The following is a 19,658-nucleotide window of genomic DNA, read 5'->3' on the forward strand; positions in this document are numbered from 1 at the left end:
GGATTGAAGTTCACAAAAATGCACGGTCTTGGCAATAGTTACATTTATGTTGATCTATTTAAAGAAAGGCTATTAGAAGAGCAGTTAGCACCTCTTGCTATTGAAGTGGCTGATAAGAATAAGGGAATTGGCTCAGATGGCATGATTTTAGTCTGTCCATCAGATAAAGCTCCGGTAAAGATGCGAGTATTTAACAATGATGGCTCAGAAGCGAAAAATTGCGGAAACGGTCTACGTTGCGTCGCTAAATTTGCTTATGAACATGAATACGTTAATGAGGAGACTTTTCAAATTGAAACATTAGGTGGACTTGTAACTGCAACGGTTCATGTAGAAAATGAGCGTGTACATACAGTCACTGTAAACATGGGGCAGCCACGTTTATCTAGAGAAAGCCTTCCGATGCAAGGAGAGTTGAGTCAACAAGTGGTAGCAGAGCCATTTGACGTTGCCAACACACAACTTGAATTAACAGCTGTATCAATGGGCAATCCACATGGAGTCTTTTTTGTAGAAGATATTAACCAAGCTCCGGTGGAGACGTTAGGACCAATTATTGAGAAGGATCCACGTTTTCCAGAGTGGATTAATGTTGAGTTTGTGGAAGTAGTCAGTGAAACTGAGCTTCATTTCCGTGTTTGGGAACGTGGATCTGGCATTACACAAGCTTGTGGTACAGGGGCTTGTGCAGCCGTCGTTGCATCTATATTAAATCATCATGCCAAAAAAGGAACAGCAGTAACCGTTCATTTACTCGGTGGCGATTTAGAGATTGAGTGGAGAGAAGACGGCGATGTATTAATGACCGGAGCTGCAGAAGTGATTTGTGAAGGGGTATATAAAAAAAAGTAGTAAGGTAAGAACTGGTATCGCTCATGCCAGTTTCTCTTTAAAATAACTTTGTGAAACATTTCACAAATTAGCCTTAATTTATTGTGGAATGAGGTAGATATTGGAGATTATTTGGAATAAACTTAAAATGTAAACAAGGTAGATGAAGATTTTCATTGGGAGGTTTTTAGATGATTAATGAATTAAAAAGCATGAAGGTTGTTTTAATTGGGGCAGGGTCTGTTGGTGCAAGTTATGCTTTCGCTCTATTGAATCAAGGCTTTGTGAGAGATTTAGTCATAATTGATTTGAACCACGGTAAAGCAGAAGGGGATGCGATTGATCTTCTACACGGTATGCCATTCTCTTCACCAATGAACATTTGGGCTGGGAGCTATGAAGATTGTAAGGATGCTGATCTTGTAGTAAATTGTGCTGGAGCGAATCAAGGACCTGGAGAAACTCGTCTAGACTTATTAGAAAAAAATGCAAAAACCTTTAAAGTCATTACCGAGTCTGTGATGAAATCAGGATTTAAAGGGATTTTCTTAATTGCGACAAACCCTGTAGATGTGTTAACATATGCGACTTGGAAATATTCAGGCCTTCCTGCTCATCGCGTGATTGGCTCTGGAACCGTTCTTGATACAGCAAGATTTCGTTATGCTCTAGCTGATAAATTCCAAGTGGATGCAAGAAATGTACATGGCTACATATTAGGTGAGCATGGCGATTCTTCACTCCCGGTGTATAGTCACGTTACGATAGGTGGAAAACCACTGAAAGATTATCAAGATCCAAATAAGCCAGAAGGCAAAGAGCTAGATGAGTTATTTGTAAGTGTGCGTGATGCGGCTTACGACATCATCCAGAAAAAAGGGTCAACATATTATGGAATTGCAATGGGTCTTGCTAGAATCACAAAGGCAATCATAAAAAATGAAAATGCAGTGTTACCAGTCTCATCTTTACTTGAAGGAGAGTACGGTCAACAGGATGTGTGTATAGGGGTCCCGGCGATTATTAATTCAAGTGGTATAAGAGAGATAGTAGAATTAAACTTAACTGATCAAGAACAACAGCAATTTGATCAATCGGCTGAGGTCTTAAAACAATCTATTCATCAAATTTTTAATTAGAAAAGAGACATTCCAATGTTGGAATGTCTCTTTTCTAGTTTTAGTACGTTTTAATCGTATTGTAGAACGTGTCACGCTCCACCGGGATTTTGTTAGCACTTTTAATTAAGTAAATTAACTCATCACGTGTAATTCCTTGTGAAGTTAACGCACCTACTGAATGAGAAATACGCTCTTCAATTAGTGTACCGTGAATGTCACTAGAGCCAAATGTAAGGGCCATTTGAGTTAATTGCACTCCAATGTTGATCCAATAGGCTTTAATGTGATCAAAGTTATCTAGCATTAAACGACTGATTGCAAGTGTTCTCATATCATCGTAAGCAGTTGTGCGACGTTTTAAACCAGCATTGATACTACGTGGTTGCATCGCAAGTGGAATAAAGACCATGTAACCATTTGTGCGATCTTGAAGCTGACGAAGACGATCCATATGAATCAAACGTTCTTCTTTTGTTTCAATAGAACCATAAAGCATCGTTGCGTGAGTTTTAAGGCCGAGATTATGAGCAATTTCGTGCGCTTCTAACCATTGGTCTGTAGAAGCTTTATCTGGACTCATCTTTAAGCGATAACGCTCAGTTAAAATCTCAGCACCACCACCAGGTAGCGTATCTAGTCCTGCTTTAATCAATTCCTCTAATACTTCTTTCATTGATAAACCCGAAATACGTGAGAAGAACTCAATTTCTGCACCTGTATAGGCTTTTACCGTTACATTCGGATAATGTTTCTTCAGAGTGCGAATCGTATCTAAATAGTAATCGAAAGGAACCTCGTGATTATGACCACCAACTATATGGAACTCACGAATGTTGTCATTCCAGCGCTCTTCTACATATTGCAAGAGAGCGGCGCTATCCATCGTGTAGGCACCTTCTTCGCCAGGTTTACGCTTGAATCCACAGAAGCCACAATTCGCTTCACAGACATTTGTCGGGTTAATGTACATGTTTTGAATGAAATACACATTGTCCCCATTTTTATTATAGTTAACTTGGTTTGCTAATTGAGCAATGCCTAGTAGGTCTGGTGAATCGAATAAATAAAGACCATCTTCAATTGAAAGGCGCTCACCGTGCTGAACTTTTTCTGCAATTCCTTGTAATTTTGTATCAGTAAGGATTGTAGTCATTTTTCCTTATCCTCCATTCCGTCTACAGTAGACGTACAGTACATATTTTTCGTAACTCTAAGTAAAAGGTGTAAAACCTTAGAAAAATTATTTTGAAACAACATAGCTTAATAATCACTATTATACTATCAGATTGAGATAATGAAAACAAAGTGCACCTTTTTGGAAAAGGAGCAGGAGTTTGAATATCTTGTGTAGAAAATGTAAAAAACAATAAAAATCATCTATATTTAGTAATTTCATAGTTGATTTACTTACGTTAATTATTTAAAATGTAAGTAATATACAAATCTAGAAGTACGTACGTCTATAGAATAAATTAGTTTTGAGGGGTGATTTGGGATGACTACAGCATTGACTTACGATGCTTGCCTGGAAAAAATCGAATACTTACGTGAGCAAATGATAAATGCAGCAAAAAAATATGGCATGACTCACCCTCTCGTATTAGATTATAGTCAAAAATTAGATCGTGCACATAACATTGCTATGATGCACCGTAACGCTGAAAAAACAAATTGGAATAAAGAAGTATTTCAATTTTGAAGGGTTGATCAGAGCATGACTCTTGAGGTTCAGGAGCACAAAATGTATACTGAGAGCAATCGTTAATAGGAGTGATAAAATGATTACATTAACGGAAGCGGCAGTAAGTCAGATTAAAGAAATGATGAAAGCAGAGGATCAAGAGGGTCTAATGCTACGCGTTGGAGTAAAAGGTGGCGGCTGTAGTGGCCTTTCATATGGTATGGGATTTGATACCGAGAAGACAGATGAAGATACAAAGATTGAAATTAGTGGATTACCCATTTTAATTGACAATGAAAGTGTAGCAATTATTAAGGGTGTCGTTATTGATTACAAACAAAACATGATGGGTGGCGGCTTTACCATTGATAATCCAAACGCCATTGCTTCATGTGGTTGTGGATCATCTTTTAGAACGGCTACGAATGCTGGAACGCCAGAAGATTGTTAGATTTTTTGTAGGCTTTTGATACAAAGAATAAACAAATTATAGGTACACAAAATTGTATAAGGTTATCTCTTATTAAAATTAAAGTGGTGAACTAAAAGCCTTCTCAATAGCTAATGTGACAAGCATAACTATTTGAGAAGGCTTTTTGTTGTGTCTTTGAAACAAGCGAGTAAGTTGAAAAATGATACCTAAACCTTATTATAAATGAACGAATATTTACAATTTACACAAAACGTTTATTGTTTATTAATATATGGTTCATGAACAGTTAATATTTACCTATTACAATACGAAGTGTATTGGGCATTTACATAAAATCTAAAGAGTGGAGAGGGATTAGATTATGGAAAAGGTAAATATGAGTATGAACCGTCGTAAATTTTTAGGTTACTTAGGAACAGGAACAGCTGCTTTGGCCGCAGCATCGGCTGGCTTAGGGACTTTAGCTCCCGTAGCTAAAGCTGCTAGTACGGCTGATCACCTTACTGGTTTTGAAGATATGAAACTAAAACCGCATGCAAAACCACATGCCTTTTTTAAGCCGATCATGCCTTCGTTGGATGATGAATTAATTCTTCCTGAGGGTTTCTCGTATGATGTATTAGCAGCATATGGCGATGTGATTAACCAAAATGGAGATACTTTTGGTTTTAACTGTGACTTCACAATCTTTTTCCCAATCAATGAATCAAATGAAAGAGGCTTACTTTGGGTGAACTTGGAATATGTCAATGATGCATACATGAAAGAACAATATATGCCAGCCTTCATGCAAGGTACTCCAATCGATACAAAGAGACGCTATCATCAAGGTGGAGCAATTATTGAAGTATTTAAAGACAATAAAGGAAATTGGAAAATGGATACTTCTTCTAAATATGCGAGACGTATAAATGGTTTTACTGAATTTGATCTTGTTGGACAGGCTGCGGGCAGTAGTGCAATTGGAGGGCAAACAAAGGCAGTTGGTACTTGGGCGAACTGCTCTGGTGGGATGACCTTGTGGAATACGCTACTGTCTTGTGAAGAGAATTTTGAAACACAAGCAAACAGGTCCAATTTGCCTTCTGAACATTATGGATGGGTAGTCGAGGTTGATCCATTTGATGAAAACGACGAGAACTTCAAACCTTGTAAACATACTTCACTTGGACGCTTTAACCACGAAAATACTTGTATGGGAATTACGAAGAGCGGCCGTATTGCTGTATACATGGGTGATGATAAAACAAACGCTTGTGTCTATAAATATATCAGTAATAGCAAATTTGATCCTGCAAAAGGGAAAGCGAACTCTAAATTGCTTGAAGATGGGGCCTTATATGTAGCGAATCTCCAACAAGGTAGATGGGTTAAACTAGATGCAGCTGAAGTCGCAAAAAGAGTACATGATACAAAATTCTCTGTACCAAATGTGTTGAAAATGAGAGATCAATCTGTTCAAAGCTTAAGGGATATGTTCCCTATAAATGCTACCCAAGCACATGTTATGGTAAATACCCATGAAGCGGCGATAATACTAGGAGGAACACCAACAGACCGGCCAGAAGATTTAGAAATCAATCCTTTTGATCATTCCATTTTTATTGCTCATACGAACAATGCCGTACACGGGAACATTCATGGACATATTACACGTATTTTTGAAAAAGAAGATGATTTTGAATCAATGGAGTTTATGTTTGAAATCTTCGCTGCAGGGGGACGTCAAAGCGGGTTTTCTGCTCCAGATAATTTAACGTTTGATAGTGATGGAAACCTGTGGGTTGTTACAGATATGTCTGAGAGCAACATTGGAAAAGGCGTATATGAATGGCATGGGAATAATGGATTATTCGTGCTTCCAACTCATGGTCAGAATGAAGGAGAGGCATTTCAGTTCGCATCTGGTCCTCAAGGTTGTGAATTAACAGGTCCGTGGTTTACTGCTGATGAAAAAGCCCTTTTCTTAGCTGTTCAGCACCCAACAACAAACTGGCCTCGACGTAAAGGTGATGTAGATCCACTTCCAGCAGTTGTTGCAATTAAAGGCTTTAAAGGGAACAACCTCGATAACGGACAGAATTCGGGCGGAAATAACAAAAATAAAAACAACTAAATTAAAATAAGTAGGAGGTTATACTATTATGTTTTCTAATATTGGAATTCCTGGTTTGATTTTAGTGCTTATTATTGCTCTAATAATATTTGGACCTTCTAAGCTTCCAGAAATTGGTCGTGCCTTTGGCCGAACTCTAACCGAGTTCAAGAGTGCCACAAGAGAGCTTGTTTCTAGCAATGATGAAGAAAAAATAAAAGAGCATTCTAACTTAACAACTGTAGAAAAACAAACAGAGAACAAGGTGGTATAAAATAAAAAAGATGTAGACCTGAGTATGGGTCTACATCTTTTTTTGCTTTCAACAAAATTAGTATACTGGGTAAAATAAAGAAAGGTTGTTCTATAGGTTAATCCTTTACTTGTTTGCTTGGTGGATAAGCTGAAAAATTTTCGAGTTTATAATCGGCTTTTAGGTGACAATACTGGCATTTACAAGTTTTTTTCTGTTTCTCTTTCCTTTCGTCTATTTTATACACGTGCGGAACCTCGAGAACATCTAAGCCTTCTTTTACATGTTTAGGACAAACAGCTACCATTGGAATTTTCCTCCTCTTAACTTGATACTGCTTCAGCTTCGGTAGAAATACTTTTACTTTTTCGATAGACTATATTACTTAAAGTAGTACTAATCTCATACAGAACTAATAAAGGAATAATAACTAAAACATCTGATAAAAAATCAGGTGGTGTTATTAAGACAGAGAGGACGATGAGTAGGAAGTAGGCATATTTTCTTCCTTTTACAAGAGTTTTTGGATTAACAATCCCCAGTTTAGTAAGAAACATCACTACAGCAGGCATTTCAAACAAAAAACCAAATGGGAGTGTCATTTGTAACATGAATTGAAAGTATCGTTCTGCGGTGAAAAAAGTCTGGAATTGATCACCAGCAATATTGAGTAAGAAAGAAAGAACGAGTGGGAATAAGACAAAATATCCAAATGAAATACCGCCTATAAATAAGAAAAATAAGCTAGGGATAAACAGTAAAGTCGCCCGTTGTTCTTCTTTTTTTAAAGCTGGTTTAACAAATCTCCAAATTTGATATGCAGCAACTGGAATTGTCACAGCCACAGCAACTACAGCAGCTAACATCATATATATCCATAAAATGTCACCAGGACCTAGTAAAGCTAGTTTTCCATCTAAATCTTTTACTAGATATTCATAAATATCTTTTACAAAAATAAAGGCCCCAATTAGGGTGGTAAGAAAAATAATTAACGTGATGATTATTCTTTTTCTTAATTCTGTTAAATGGTCAATGAGGTGTGATTCTTCTTTCTTCATTTAGGCTCCTTCTTTCATCAGGATAGAGGATGCAGGTAGACTCAATAGTATTGTAGTCTGAATTTTTCTTTAATTTTCATTAGACTATCCTCTATAAACTTCATAGAGGGCTTCTAAATTCCTTAAGTGTCAAAACTAAGTCGAATTTTAAATGATTTAACTTATTAAACCTCCTTTTTGGGAAGTATATGTTGGGAAGTATCTCTATCAAAAATTTACCAGAAAAGTGTTAATAGATTATGTATTGACTGTGTTTTTATTGTAAATTTGGAATGAAGTCATGGTTATATTTTAGAGGGATAAATAGAAAGGAGTTAGAGATAGAATAAATCAAAGGTTACTATAAAATAAGCGGGACAGTAATTATAGCAATACATGAGTGGTAAATAAGAAAAAGCCTTAGCGGATATCGCTAAGGCTTTTTCTTATTAAAATAAGCTTGTACTGTGTCCTGGGTGTAGCTTAGCGTTCGGGTCGATATAGGCTTTAGCATTATTGACCGCTGTAGGAGCCTCGCCAAATCCTGTTGCAATTAACTTAACTTTTCCATCATATGTACAAACATCTCCTGCAGAGTAGATCCCTTTAATGTTTGTCTCCATTTTTGAATTCACAACAATAGAATTCTTCTCAATTTCAAGACCCCATTGTTTAATTGGACCTAGTGAAGAAACAAAGCCAAAGTTAACAATGACTGCATCAACCTCTAGTGTTTCTACCCGTTCTCCTTTAATTTCTTGCAGGGTCACTTTGTTAATGGCTTCACCATCACCATGCAATTCCTTAATTTCAAAAGGAGTCATTACATTTACTTCGGATTGATGAAGGAGTCCTACGCTATGCTCATGCGCACGGAATTTATCGCGACGGTGAATAAGAGTCACTTCTTTTGCTAAAGGTTCAAGCATTAATGACCAGTCAAGTGCTGAATCACCACCACCACACACGAGTACACGCTTACCTGTGAAGCTGCTTAAATCATTAATAAAGTAGTGAAGATTTTTACCTTCATATTGAGTAGCGCCCTCTACTTCTAGGCGACGAGGTTGGAATGCCCCAACTCCAGCAGTGATAATAATGGCTTTTGAGTAATGAGTTTCCTTATCAGTGACAATCGTAAACGTCTCATCCTCTTGTTTGTCTACATTTGTTACAGATTGTTCTAAGACAATGGTAGGATTAAATTGTTCTGCCTGTTTAGCTAACCCATCTACTAAATCTTGTGCTTTAACTTTTGGGAATCCGGCTACATCATAGATATACTTTTCCGGATAAAGGGCAGATAATTGTCCACCTAATTGAGGCATACTTTCTATGATTTTCACTTTTGCTTGTCTCATTCCTGCATAAAAAGCAGCAAAAAGACCAGTAGGTCCACCACCGATTATTGTAATATCGTACATATTTTCTTCATTTGTCATTTCAATTGCCACCCCCGAAAAAGTTTGTAGTCTCAACCCCATTATATGCATATTCACCTATAAAAAGAAAGGATCGTTGCGTGATGTAGGGGGTGAATAATTTCTAAAGAATCGCACAGTTTATAGGATATGGATAAAACGCTTTCTTATTTTATGGAAAAACTAAGAAAAGGTAAAAAGGCAGTTGAAAATTGGCGAAAAAACCAATATGATAGAAATGTATTTGTGAATATTTTGCGACATTCTTACTTTTATTTATTCGTTTTTTATAGTTTAGTTCGTGAAAATAATCACAATGTCAGCGTTTAACGTATAATGATAGTAAGTAAAAAATAAGAAAATGGAAGTGATGAGTTTGAAAAAGCCAAATATCGTCATTTTGGGTGCTGGTTACGGTGGAATGATTACAGCGACTCGTTTGACAAAACAATTAGGGCATAATGAGGCCAATATTACATTGGTGAATAAGCATGATTACCATTACCAAACAACGTGGTTACATGAGCCAGCTGCAGGTACGCTTTCACCAGAACGTACGCGTATGGAAATTAAAAATGTACTAGATCTTAACAAGATCAATTTCATTAAAGATTCAGTAGTAGAAATTAAGCGTGAAGAGAAGAAAGTCATTCTTGAAAATAGCGTAATTGATTTTGATTACCTTGTTGTAGGTTTAGGTTCTGAGGCTGAAACATTTGGTGTTCCTGGTGTACATGAGCACGCATTTAGCAAATGGACAGTGAATGGTGCACGTGAAGTAAAAGAACATATCGAGTATATGTTTGCTAAATACAATAACACAGTAGACAAGCGTGACGAGTTATTAACATTCATTGTCGCGGGTGCTGGATTCACAGGAATTGAGTTCATTGGTGAGCTTTCAGAGCGCCTGCCAGAACTTTGCAGCCATTATGATATTCCACGTGAGAAAGTAAAAATGTACGTCATTGAAGCAGCTCCAACAGCTCTACCTGGTTTTGATCCTGAGCTTGTTGAGTATGCGATGAATCTTCTTGAATCACGTGGCGTTGAATTCAAAATCAACTGCCCTATTAAAGAAGTGACAGAAACTGGCGTAACGCTTGCAAGTGGAGATGAAATCAAAGCTGAGACTGTTGTTTGGGCGACTGGTGTACGTGGTAGCTCGATCATTGAAAAATCTGGTTTTGAAGCAATGCGTGGTCGTATTAAAGTTAATCCAGATCTTCGTGCCCCTGGACATGAGGACATCTTCATCATTGGTGACTGTGCGCTTCTTATCAATGAAGAAATTAACCGTCCATACCCACCAACAGCTCAAATTGCGATGCAAATGGCTGAAGTATGTGCAGAAAACATTAAGCTTCTAATGAAAGGTGGAGCTTCACTTAAGACGTTTACACCTGACATTAAGGGTACTGTTGCCTCACTTGGCGGTAAAGAAGCAATTGGTGTAGTTGGAACACGTAAATTATTTGGTGCTCAAGCTAACTTCATGAAGAAAATGATCGACAACCGTTACCTGTTCTTATTAGGTGGTCCAGCACTAGTACTTAAAAAAGGGAAAAACCCTTTGTAAGTCATAACGAACTGAAACAAGTGTACATCCAAGATGTGCACTTGTTTTTTTATATTTGAAAAAAAGAGGAATAATACTACAGAATGAGAAAAAAGGAGATAAAATATTTTGATTGCGCTTACATGAATGAATAAGTTCTTAAAGTGGAGTTTTAATTATATAAATATTCTGATAATATAAATAAACAATCTTTTAAAGATGACAAAGGGGTGTAGGAGAATGAAACGCTCATTAAAGTATACAGAGAACGGAACATGTCCTTATTGTAACGGAGTAGGCTACTTTCAACTTTTATTAGGTGGAAGCGAAACCTGTGATTACTGTGGGGGACACGGAAAGAGCCATAAAAAGAAATAATGTATGACGAGAAGCAGACAAATAGTGTCTGCTTCTTTTAGTGATAAATAGGAGGGATGGATTGAAGAAAGGATAGTTGAACATTTTTCATTGAGACATGCAATTGCTTATGTTCGTTTATCGATGCAAAAAAGATTGTGTCAATCCGAGCTACACCTAGTGTATCTAACTGACTGTGCAACCAATCCTCACTTATACCAAGGTGTTCAAGTACATCTTTATACAGATGACCATCTATGATGACAGGAAAAGCAAGGCCTGATGAGGGGTTGATCACTTTCATATCTTGGCGTGTAATTGGCATTTTCGCAGGTTTTTTATGAACGGTTAAGTTTCCGTTTGCCTCCACTATAGCTAATTCAACATCCTCTACATCAAAAACCTCACTTTCTCTAAGCATCATTAATACATTATCAATGGAATACCTGATCTGTTTCAAATTCTCTTTTAAGAAGATACCGTTATGAATTACGATAGTCGGTTCAAACGTAATCAGCTTACCAAATGCACGATTAGTGAGCTTAAACGTAGCGACACCCATTTGAAAAAGACCAATCAAAACCACTGCTACAGCTGTATGTAGATGACCAATATTCGGATCAGCTAAATCAGCTCCAACGACAGCTCCTAATGTAATAATAATAAGAAAGTCGAATACAGGTAATTCAGCAATCGAACGCCTTCCCATTTTTAAAGTAATAAACAACATCAACGGAATAATCGTTAAAATCCTTGTTAGTAAAATTAGAAGTTCTTTTGTGAGCTCCACATTTTTCACATCCTTTTTAGGAATGACTCGCTACAAGTATGTGTTATTTCAAGGAGGATTATTTAGAAAGTTGTGCGGAGATTGCCACAAAGAATAAGAGAAGTAGAGTTGACGGTCGCCCCTAGTATTCAGTAAACTAACTATGATACGGGGGTGCAAGTAGTGAGCTTACCACAATTATTAATTTCTATGGTGCTGTTCCTTATTTTGTTTTTTGGAATTGGCTTTTTATTAAATATGGTATTGCGATCAACATGGATTATGGCGGTAGCCTATCCAGTTATTGTCATTTTAATCATTGATAGCGTAGGATTCTTTGATTACTTTATTTCACCAGCAGCGTCATTTACTGAGCTTGGTCAAACGTTTATAGCCTTGAAGCTTGTTGATATTTTGATCTTATTAAGTGGATTTGCAGGGGCAATCATTGCTGGAATTGTCATTAAGATGCTTCGTGTACGAGGCTATCAAATGTTTTAAGTTAAAGTCTTCCTTGATTAAAGGAAGGCTTTTTTGTCGCTTAAAACTGAATATTCCTAGTATTATATACGAGTAAAAAGAAGGTTCTTCTTAACCGATATTATGATAAAGTTTATAGGTATAAAAAACTAGTCGTATAGTAGTGTGGAGGGTGAATAGTGAAAGGTCATTTCGTTAGAGGATTCATAATGATTGTTTTATTCAGTATCGTAAGTGGTTGTGAAATTGAAGGTACACAAAATGAAGAGAGTCACATTAGCATTGGAATTATGTTGTCAGACGTCGGACTTGGAGATCAATCGTTTAGTGATTCCGCTTTTAATGGTTTAATTCGTGCACGAGACACGTTAGGAGTTACTTTTGATTATCGTGAACTAGAACAATCCGGTTCTTATGATCAAGGTCTTGAGGAACTGATTGAACAAGAACATAGTATCATTATTGGCTTAGGGTTTATGGTAAAAGAGGCTCTTGAGGAAAAAGCGCAACAGTATCCTGAACAGCAATTTGTTCTAATAGATGACAACTCGGAGTTAGCTAATATAGCATCGGTTTCATTTAAGGAACATGAAGGAAGTTTTCTTGCTGGAGCCGCAGCGGCCATTGCTTCAGAGAATGGAACAATTGGATTTGTCGGTGGGGCAGATGTACCTTTAATTAATAAATTTGCTGCGGGTTTTCTACAAGGAGCGACGTATATTGATAGCGAGATAAACGTTATCATCGAGTATGCAGATGATTTTGGCAATCCGGAGCTTGGTGCGGCAATTGCTGGGGAATTGATCGCACAAGAGGCGGATGTGTTGTATGCTGCAGCTGGATTAACAGGAGTAGGTGTCCTACAGAAAGCTCAAAAAGAAACGGTTAAAAGTATTGGAGTAGACTCTGATCAATATTTTATAGCTGAAGATTCCGTTATGACATCCATGATGAAGTATATCGATGAAGCGGTTTATCAAACAGTTGACTCATATTTAAGGGATGAACTAAGTAACGAGGTCATTCTAGGGTTAGTTGAAAATGGTGTTGGCTTGGCACCAATTAGATTAGTTGATGAGGAAAGGTACCTTCAAGAAATGGAACAAATAAAAGAAGCTATCGTATCAGGGGACATTGAGGTATTCCAAGAAAGGGGGGCGAATGAATGAAGCTAAAGCATAAATTGCTCCTTCCAAACGTCACCATATTGGGGCTTTCTTTACTATTGATTTTATATATTATTTTAAGCATGCTTTCTCTTCAATCAACCAACCGCGATTATGCTCATGTATTAATTGGAGTCCAGCGTTTAGATGCTGCTGTGGTGACTGGGCAACAAAGCTTAAACCATTATGCCTACAGCCAAACGGCTCAAAATCGCGAGGCAGCTTTGCTTCATCTTGACATGATTGATGAACGCTTTAAAGAGCTTGAAGCAAGGTTGATTGGTGATCCAAGTCAGTCTACTTTCGAGTCAGCTAAGCTGAAGTTTAATTTATTATCCAATGAGGCTAGCTTTGCTCTAGAAGCAGCGGACGCTACTGAAGTCATGCGACAATCCGTCCGTTCATTAGGAGTTTTAAATGATTTATATATGGTAAATAACCTTACCAGTGCTCATTATCAGGAGTTGATGAGTGAATCACAATCAGCTATGCAGAAACTTATTTTAACAACGGTGGGTAGTGCTTTTATTTTATTAATAGCCTCTATTATTATTAGCATTTGGACAAGAAGATCTATTACCTCACCTTTACACCTTATATCTCACCATGCTGAGCAAGTGGCGCGAGGAAATTTAATGACAGAATTACCTACATCTAAAACAGATGATGAGATCGGTCGCTTGACTCAATCATTCTCACAAATGGTGGTGCAATTAAAAGAATTAATAACTTCTCTTCGTCATACAAGTAGTGAGGTCATGACTTACGGTCAAAGAGTTAATTCAGACACGCTGCATTTAGTCGAAACAAGCAAGCAAGTCATGACTTCGACTGAAGAAATGGCAGGTGGAGCAACGAAGGTCTCAGAAAACCTTCAAGAAGCGGTTGTTTATATAGAAGGAATTGATAAGGCATTTGATCAGAATGTGGAAGCTGTAAAAGCGACGAGCTTATTTGGTGAACAGGTGGTCTCTTCGGTGAAAGAAGGGGAGCATTCGATAAAACAGCAGCGGGAGATCTCCGAACAAAATAAAGCAGCAACAGGTCAAATGGTTGCCTCTGTAGATTCACTCAGCGAACATATCAAATCAATTGAAGAAATGGCTAAATTAGTTTCAGACATTTCTGCTCAAACCAATCTTCTAGCTTTAAATGCAGCAATAGAAGCAGCTAGAGCTGGTGAGGCAGGTAGAGGCTTTGCAGTAGTAGCAGATGAAGTAAGGAAATTAGCTGAACAATCAGCTAATACTACTAAAAAAATCTTTGTGACTACAAATGCTGTAAGTCAACAGATGCATGATGCGCATACTGCTGTAAAAGAAGGTGAGGTCTTGCAAAACAGGCAAGTTGAGGTCATGGAAGCAACAAGCACCGTTTTTAAAACGATTGAGCAAGGAGCAATAGAGGTTTTCACACAATTAAATAGTTTACAAGAGTCAACAAAGGATACAAAGGTAAAAGCTCAGCAGGTTCTTGAAATCGTTGAAAGTATAAGTGCCCTTACAGAAGAAACAGCAGCAGGTAGTGAAGAAATTTCAGCAACGACTCATGAGCAATTACGCTCAACTGAGGAAATAACACATACCGTTGAAAAGTTAGCTAATATTAGTCAAAATCTTGATGCGCAGATGAAACAGTTTCAAATAAAAGAGTGAAATTGCATGAGAGAATTGGCTAAACGAATCTAATAATAACAGTAAATATGAATAAGTTTTCTCTCTTTGGGACAAGATGACTCAAAGAGAGGAGGAGATTATGAATACGTGGAAGCAAATTGCTCGTAGGCTTATGATGACGACTCTATTTTTCACAGCACTCCTAACTACGTTTCAGACATTCTCAGGTGTAGGAGCAGCTGAATTGGGACGGTGGGTCTCTGAGCAAGCGACTTATGGCACACAGGAGTTAAAGAGAACAGCCATTCAGCATGTTGAAAAGAGGATGACCTTATTTAAACGGGCCATTCCGACAATGCAAAGAGAAGAGCAAGCAATGTCAATAGAGGCAGTAAAAGCAGAGCCAGTTTCGCTAGAAGAAGCGATCGATTGGTCTCTTTACCCTTCTGAGCGAGTTGTTGCTACTGGATATACAGCAGGCTATGAGTCGACGGGTAAAAATCCAGGACACCCTGGATATGGGATTACCTATTCTGGGGTAGAGGTACATAGGGATTTGTATTCTACTATTGCTGCGGATCCAACTGTTTTTCCGATTGGCACAGTCCTTTTTATTCCAGGTTATGGATATGGGGTGGTAGCTGATACAGGTTCAGCGATCAAAGGCCACATCATTGATTTATACTATGAAACAGTCGATGAAGTATTTAATAAGTGGGGCAAGCAAGAAATAGATGTGTATGTGATCGAGCGAGGCGATGGTAAGCTTACTCCTGAAGAATTTATGAGTTTAAATGAAGATGAAGCGGTTCAAGTATTTCGAAATGAAAAATCATATGAATAATAAAACCCTCGTAGCTTAAGTAGCTACGAGGGTTTTATTGTGATTAAGCCCTTTTTAAGAGCGGATCTACACCGTCGTCAGTTGGGAAATGTTCGGGATGAAGAATCGCTGCTAGCTTCTTGAGGCCAAGCAACAATCGTGGTGATGGACGACAATAGAGAGGTTCTTCAAGGACGTGCACTCGATTCTCTTTTATCGCGGATAACTCTGACCAGTTAGGCCGTTTTAACAAAAGTTCAGGTTTTACCTTTTTGGTTTGAACGCCGACCCAAGCAAGACAAATATGGTCTGGATTTCGGTTATACACATCATCCCAATCTGTTTGAATACTTGCTTGTGGTTTGTCGATAAAAACATTTTCTCCGCCAGCTAAAGCACTAATCTCAGTAAGCCAATTGACTTGACCTGGAGTAAAGACAGGTTTAGGCCACCACTCCCAATAGAGACGTTGTGTTAAAGTAGAAGCAGCAATTTTTTTGTAGTGCTCAATCATTGTGCGGTAAGTAGAAACGAGATGTTCTGCCAATGCCTCTTGTCCAGTTCGTTGACCTAGATCGAGCAAATCCTCTGCAATCTCTGCTAATGATTGAGGATTGTAGACGACATGAGGAATTCCCCGGCGCTCTAGTTCTTCAATGTTTTTCTCCATACCAGGCACACTGAGTGAGGCAAGAACGAGATCAGGTTCAAGAGATTCAAGCTTATCCATATTGATGGATAGGTCAGGTCCAAGTTTCGGGAGAGTGTGAACTTGCTCTGGCCAATCTGAAAAATCATCCACCCCTACTAGTTGGTCCATTAAACCTAAATAAGCGATAAGTTCCGTATTACTTGGACATATTGAAACGATACGCATGACGAACCCTCCTAAATATGGCAAAGAGCCTTCTTATTTAGAAAAGGCTCTTTGTTTTATATGCTTAGTGAATGATTGCGTGAAGGATTAACGTTAAGGCAATCCCCAATAATCCACCGAAGAAAACTTCAATTGGCTGATGCCCTAGAAGCTCTTTTAATTCTTTACGCTTTTCAATCTCTTCTTTTTTAGGCCACGATTTTACTTCTGATACCAATTTATTAAAATCCGTCACAAGTTGGTTTAATACTGTGGCGTGATAACCTGCGTGCCTGCGAACACCAGTCGCATCAAACATTACTATGATACCGAAAACAGCACATACAGCAAAAATAGTAGAATCCATTCCGTGCTCTATTGCTACAGCAGTGGAAAGAGCCGTTACGGCTGCTGAATGAGAACTTGGCATTCCTCCAGTACTCGTAAACAAAGTCCAATCAAACTTCCTAGTTGGGAGGAATGCGAGTGGAATCTTAATGAATTGAGCAAAGAAAATGGCAAATAGCGCTGCCCAAAGCGGAAAATTGTGAAAAATCTCCATAAATATGTACTTCCTTTCTATATCAGCACGAACATCAAAAAGAATTAAACCGTGCAAAATCTTAACTATAAGTGAATTTTATTATATCATACTATACCCAATTCTTTGCTTACTGAACATAGAAAGTTATGCTTCGGATATCGAAATAGTATGAGGATCATGTATACTAGAGAAAGCGATTCATTTTTAAAAAATTAGAGGAGAGTGTGACATGTTTAAAGTGAACACTTCATTACTTAGCGAATCAAAGCACGATATTATTGCTATAGGCGTTTTTGAGAAGAAGCCTTTAGGGGGAACAGCTAAGAAAGTAAATGAGCTACTTCGGGAACAGCTTTCTACTTTAAAGAAGAACGGCCGACTTCAAACGAAGCGGGGAGCCATTACACCTATTTATACGCTTGGTCAAATGGAGACCGAAGTTATTTATGTAATTGGACTTGGTAAGGAGAATGAGTTAGATGCAGAAGCTTTACGAGAAGTATTTGGAGCTATAGGGAAAAAAGCAACAGAAGAACGCGCTAAAACACTTGCTTTCGGTCTAGATAGCTTTCAATCTGAAGCTGCACATATAGAAGATCTTGCCGTTTTAGCAGGAGAATCACTTGCTCTTAGTACATATAAAGTAGCCGATTACAAAGAAAAAACGAATCAAGTCGATATTGAGTTAGAAGAAGTCACTTTTTACACAGAGGACAAAACTGATGCATTAGTGGAAGCGGCTACATGTGGCTACACTTATGGTAAAGGGGCAAATCGTGCTCGTGCACTAATTAACACACCAGGGAACTTATTAACACCAACTGAACTTGCTAAAGAGGCAAAAGAACTTGCTGATAAGCATGGCTTTGAGATTGATGTGCTTGAAAAAGAAGACATGGAGAAACTTGGGATGGGAGCCCTTCTAGCTGTTGCAGCAGGGAGTGACGAGCCTCCTAAGATGATTGTCTTAAAATACCAACCTAAAGAAATTTGGGATGATGTGTTAGGGTTTATCGGCAAAGGCTTAACATTTGATTCAGGTGGGATCTCGATTAAACCACGTGAGAATATGCATCAGATGAAAATGGATATGGGGGGCGCTGCTGCGGTCCTTGGTGCGATGGACATCATTGGAGAAATCAAGCCAGATGTAAATGTACTTGCGGTCATTCCGTCCTCAGAAAATATGTTAAATGGTTCGGCCCTTAAACCAGGTGATGTGATACGCGCAATGGATGGAAAGACGATTGAAGTACGTAATACGGATGCGGAAGGTCGTCTTATTTTAGCTGATGGAGTGGCTTATGCTAAACAATTAGGAGCAACAAGTTTAGTGGATGTAGCGACACTAACTGGTGCAGTTTTAATCGCTTTAGGTGACTGTACAACAGGTGCGATTACAAATAATGAAAGTTTGATGGAGGAGTTACTTGAAGCTTCCGTTGAAACAGGCGAGTGGATTTGGCGCCTACCAAACTATAAACCATATCGTGATATGCTGAAAACAAGTGATGTGGCAGATTTAAACAATGCTCCAGGACGCTTAGCAGGGAGTATTACAGCTGGCTTATTTATCGGAGAATTCGCAGGGGAAACACCTTGGGTTCATCTAGATATTGCTGGCACTGCTTGGAACGCAAAGCCTCATAACCTTTGCCCATTAGGGGGAACAGGAGTCATGGCTCGTACCCTTGCTCAGCTTGCGCTCAATCGTGAAGTGGAAACAGAATAATAGTAGTTGAGCATCCTTCTAAATGAGGGATGCTCTTTTTGTATTGATGTGCTAATCTGCTACTAATCTCATGAAATATTGCATCACTATGTAAATGTATGGGTCTAATTTACTTGGTCAATGACTGAATATCCGAATATTTCGGCGATGTGCTTAGTATATAGACAGCTCGTATGGTTTATCTTTCCTCATCCTATCTCAGACTCTCTTAACAAGGAATATAAGCCGATATCACGTTTGTGATGGAAAGTTGTTTCCAGTATGATTTTTAGTAAGTGATTCTTTTTTATTCTTTTTCAAGGTTTTACAAATGATTTCAGAGGGGAGTGGATGTGTGCTTGAACGTCATCCGAAAAATTGATTACGGGTTGATGAAGCTAGAGGAATACATTTTAAGTTATTCCATCATTATCATTGCCGTTATGGTTGTAGGAAATGTGTTAAGTCGTTCAATAATGGGAAGTAGTTGGTCGTTTGCCAATGAAGTGAGCCAAATGGCTGTTATAATCGCCACGTTTGTTGGGATTAGTTATGCTGCTAGAAAGGGCCGACATATTAGCATGTCTGCATTTTTTGATTTAGCACCATACCCCATCAGAAAAGGTTTAGCCATCTTCATTCCAGCTGTCACAGCAGTGATCCTTTTTATCTTAGCTTATTATTCATACGGGTACTTCTTATCTGTACATGCTACAGGTCGAGTTACGACTTCAATGCAAATGCCTGTTTATTTGATGGCGATTTTCCTGCCGATTGGATTTGCATTAGGCGGTATTCAATTTTTACGTAATATGTGGATCAATATTAAAGAAAAAGAAGTCTATCTAGCTCAAGATAAAAAAGATTACTCGTAATCAATACAAATAGATTGTGAGGAAAAGC

General features: G+C 38.2%; 21 protein-coding genes. 14 read left to right on the forward strand and 7 right to left on the reverse strand.

Going from position 1 to position 19,658, the window contains the following annotated elements; genetic code table 11:
* Positions 1-18: 18 nt before the first annotated feature.
* Positions 19-852, forward strand: a complete 834-nt coding sequence (gene dapF, locus AB3N04_RS14350) for a diaminopimelate epimerase (protein ID WP_368506064.1) — start codon at positions 19-21, stop codon at positions 850-852.
* Between the two features lie 170 nt (positions 853-1,022).
* Positions 1,023-1,970, forward strand: coding sequence for an L-lactate dehydrogenase (locus AB3N04_RS14355; RefSeq protein WP_368503395.1), 948 nt, complete (start codon positions 1,023-1,025; stop codon positions 1,968-1,970).
* Positions 1,971-2,010: 40 nt separating this feature from the next.
* Here the strand turns inward: AB3N04_RS14355 and mqnE are convergent, their stop codons facing one another.
* A complete protein-coding gene (gene mqnE, locus AB3N04_RS14360) occupies positions 2,011-3,105 on the reverse strand; it encodes an aminofutalosine synthase MqnE (RefSeq protein ID WP_047973964.1) in 1,095 nt (364 codons plus the stop codon).
* 342 nt (positions 3,106-3,447) lie between these two features.
* Between mqnE and AB3N04_RS14365 the strand changes: the two genes are divergently transcribed.
* The 4 genes from AB3N04_RS14365 to AB3N04_RS14380 all read left to right on the forward strand — a co-directional run bounded on the left by AB3N04_RS14365 (position 3,448) and on the right by AB3N04_RS14380 (position 6,435).
* The gene (locus tag AB3N04_RS14365; protein ID WP_368503396.1) at positions 3,448-3,651 is read left to right on the forward strand and encodes a Spo0E family sporulation regulatory protein-aspartic acid phosphatase; all 204 of its coding nucleotides are present in this window, start codon (positions 3,448-3,450) and stop codon (positions 3,649-3,651) included.
* A 79-nt stretch (positions 3,652-3,730) separates the two neighbouring features.
* Complete coding sequence (locus AB3N04_RS14370) at positions 3,731-4,084, forward strand: iron-sulfur cluster assembly accessory protein (RefSeq protein WP_317121383.1); 354 nt, start codon at positions 3,731-3,733, stop codon at positions 4,082-4,084.
* Positions 4,085-4,427: 343 nt separating this feature from the next.
* Positions 4,428-6,182, forward strand: a complete 1,755-nt coding sequence (locus AB3N04_RS14375) for a PhoX family phosphatase (protein WP_368503397.1) — start codon at positions 4,428-4,430, stop codon at positions 6,180-6,182.
* Between the two features lie 28 nt (positions 6,183-6,210).
* Entirely contained in the window at positions 6,211-6,435 is a 225-nt protein-coding gene (locus AB3N04_RS14380) for a twin-arginine translocase TatA/TatE family subunit (RefSeq protein WP_368503398.1), read from the forward strand.
* A 97-nt stretch (positions 6,436-6,532) separates the two neighbouring features.
* Here the strand turns inward: AB3N04_RS14380 and AB3N04_RS14385 are convergent, their stop codons facing one another.
* The 3 genes from AB3N04_RS14385 to AB3N04_RS14395 form a co-directional block, all read right to left on the reverse strand.
* Positions 6,533-6,721 (reverse strand): hypothetical protein, encoded by a 189-nt coding sequence (locus AB3N04_RS14385; protein ID WP_368503399.1) that lies wholly within the window; start codon positions 6,719-6,721, stop codon positions 6,533-6,535.
* A 16-nt stretch (positions 6,722-6,737) separates the two neighbouring features.
* Positions 6,738-7,475: a twin-arginine translocase subunit TatC gene (gene tatC, locus AB3N04_RS14390; protein WP_368503400.1), complete on the reverse strand. Its 738-nt coding sequence runs from the start codon at positions 7,473-7,475 to the stop codon at positions 6,738-6,740.
* 428 nt (positions 7,476-7,903) lie between these two features.
* A complete protein-coding gene (locus AB3N04_RS14395; RefSeq protein WP_368503401.1) occupies positions 7,904-8,896 on the reverse strand; it encodes an NAD(P)/FAD-dependent oxidoreductase in 993 nt (330 codons plus the stop codon).
* A gap of 355 nt (positions 8,897-9,251) precedes the next feature.
* Between AB3N04_RS14395 and AB3N04_RS14400 the strand changes: the two genes are divergently transcribed.
* Both AB3N04_RS14400 and AB3N04_RS14405 read left to right on the forward strand, forming a co-directional pair.
* Positions 9,252-10,454 (forward strand): NAD(P)/FAD-dependent oxidoreductase, encoded by a 1,203-nt coding sequence (locus tag AB3N04_RS14400; protein WP_368503402.1) that lies wholly within the window; start codon positions 9,252-9,254, stop codon positions 10,452-10,454.
* Positions 10,455-10,673: 219 nt separating this feature from the next.
* Positions 10,674-10,811 (forward strand): YuiA family protein, encoded by a 138-nt coding sequence (locus tag AB3N04_RS14405; protein WP_368503403.1) that lies wholly within the window; start codon positions 10,674-10,676, stop codon positions 10,809-10,811.
* A gap of 37 nt (positions 10,812-10,848) precedes the next feature.
* Here AB3N04_RS14405 and AB3N04_RS14410 read toward each other — a convergent pair whose 3' ends face one another.
* Positions 10,849-11,580 (reverse strand): DUF421 domain-containing protein, encoded by a 732-nt coding sequence (locus AB3N04_RS14410; protein WP_368503404.1) that lies wholly within the window; start codon positions 11,578-11,580, stop codon positions 10,849-10,851.
* Between the two features lie 162 nt (positions 11,581-11,742).
* On the opposite strand from AB3N04_RS14410, the gene AB3N04_RS14415 reads away from it, so the two are divergent.
* The 4 genes from AB3N04_RS14415 (at position 11,743) to AB3N04_RS14430 (ending at position 15,665) form a co-directional block, all read left to right on the forward strand.
* Positions 11,743-12,060 carry a YuiB family protein gene (locus AB3N04_RS14415; protein WP_317121378.1) on the forward strand — a complete coding sequence of 106 codons (318 nt, stop codon included), beginning with the start codon at positions 11,743-11,745 and terminating at the stop codon, positions 12,058-12,060.
* A gap of 158 nt (positions 12,061-12,218) precedes the next feature.
* Positions 12,219-13,208 carry a BMP family protein gene (locus AB3N04_RS14420; protein ID WP_368503405.1) on the forward strand — a complete coding sequence of 330 codons (990 nt, stop codon included), beginning with the start codon at positions 12,219-12,221 and terminating at the stop codon, positions 13,206-13,208.
* Positions 13,205-14,860: a methyl-accepting chemotaxis protein gene (locus tag AB3N04_RS14425; protein ID WP_368503406.1), complete on the forward strand. Its 1,656-nt coding sequence runs from the start codon at positions 13,205-13,207 to the stop codon at positions 14,858-14,860. Before AB3N04_RS14420 ends, AB3N04_RS14425 begins: the two co-directional genes overlap by 4 nt.
* Before the next feature lie 100 nt (positions 14,861-14,960).
* On the forward strand, positions 14,961-15,665 hold the full coding sequence (locus AB3N04_RS14430) for a 3D domain-containing protein (protein WP_368503407.1): 705 nt from the start codon (positions 14,961-14,963) through the stop codon (positions 15,663-15,665).
* 43 nt (positions 15,666-15,708) lie between these two features.
* Here AB3N04_RS14430 and AB3N04_RS14435 read toward each other — a convergent pair whose 3' ends face one another.
* The gene (locus tag AB3N04_RS14435) at positions 15,709-16,521 is read right to left on the reverse strand and encodes a cobalamin-binding protein (protein ID WP_368503408.1); all 813 of its coding nucleotides are present in this window, start codon (positions 16,519-16,521) and stop codon (positions 15,709-15,711) included.
* Positions 16,522-16,585: 64 nt separating this feature from the next.
* A complete protein-coding gene (locus tag AB3N04_RS14440; protein ID WP_317121373.1) occupies positions 16,586-17,062 on the reverse strand; it encodes a divergent PAP2 family protein in 477 nt (158 codons plus the stop codon).
* Positions 17,063-17,273: 211 nt separating this feature from the next.
* Here AB3N04_RS14440 and AB3N04_RS14445 point away from each other — a divergent pair, with 211 nt between their 5' ends.
* Together AB3N04_RS14445 and AB3N04_RS14450 are read left to right on the forward strand one after the other, a co-directional pair.
* Entirely contained in the window at positions 17,274-18,776 is a 1,503-nt protein-coding gene (locus AB3N04_RS14445) for a leucyl aminopeptidase (protein WP_368503409.1), read from the forward strand.
* A 332-nt stretch (positions 18,777-19,108) separates the two neighbouring features.
* Positions 19,109-19,630, forward strand: a complete 522-nt coding sequence (locus AB3N04_RS14450) for a TRAP transporter small permease (RefSeq protein ID WP_368503410.1) — start codon at positions 19,109-19,111, stop codon at positions 19,628-19,630.
* Positions 19,631-19,658 lie beyond the last annotated feature (28 nt).

This window comes from Alkalihalophilus sp. As8PL (assembly GCF_040939795.1).
Taxonomy (GTDB): Bacteria; Bacillota; Bacilli; order Bacillales; family Bacillaceae_D; genus Alkalihalophilus; species Alkalihalophilus lindianensis.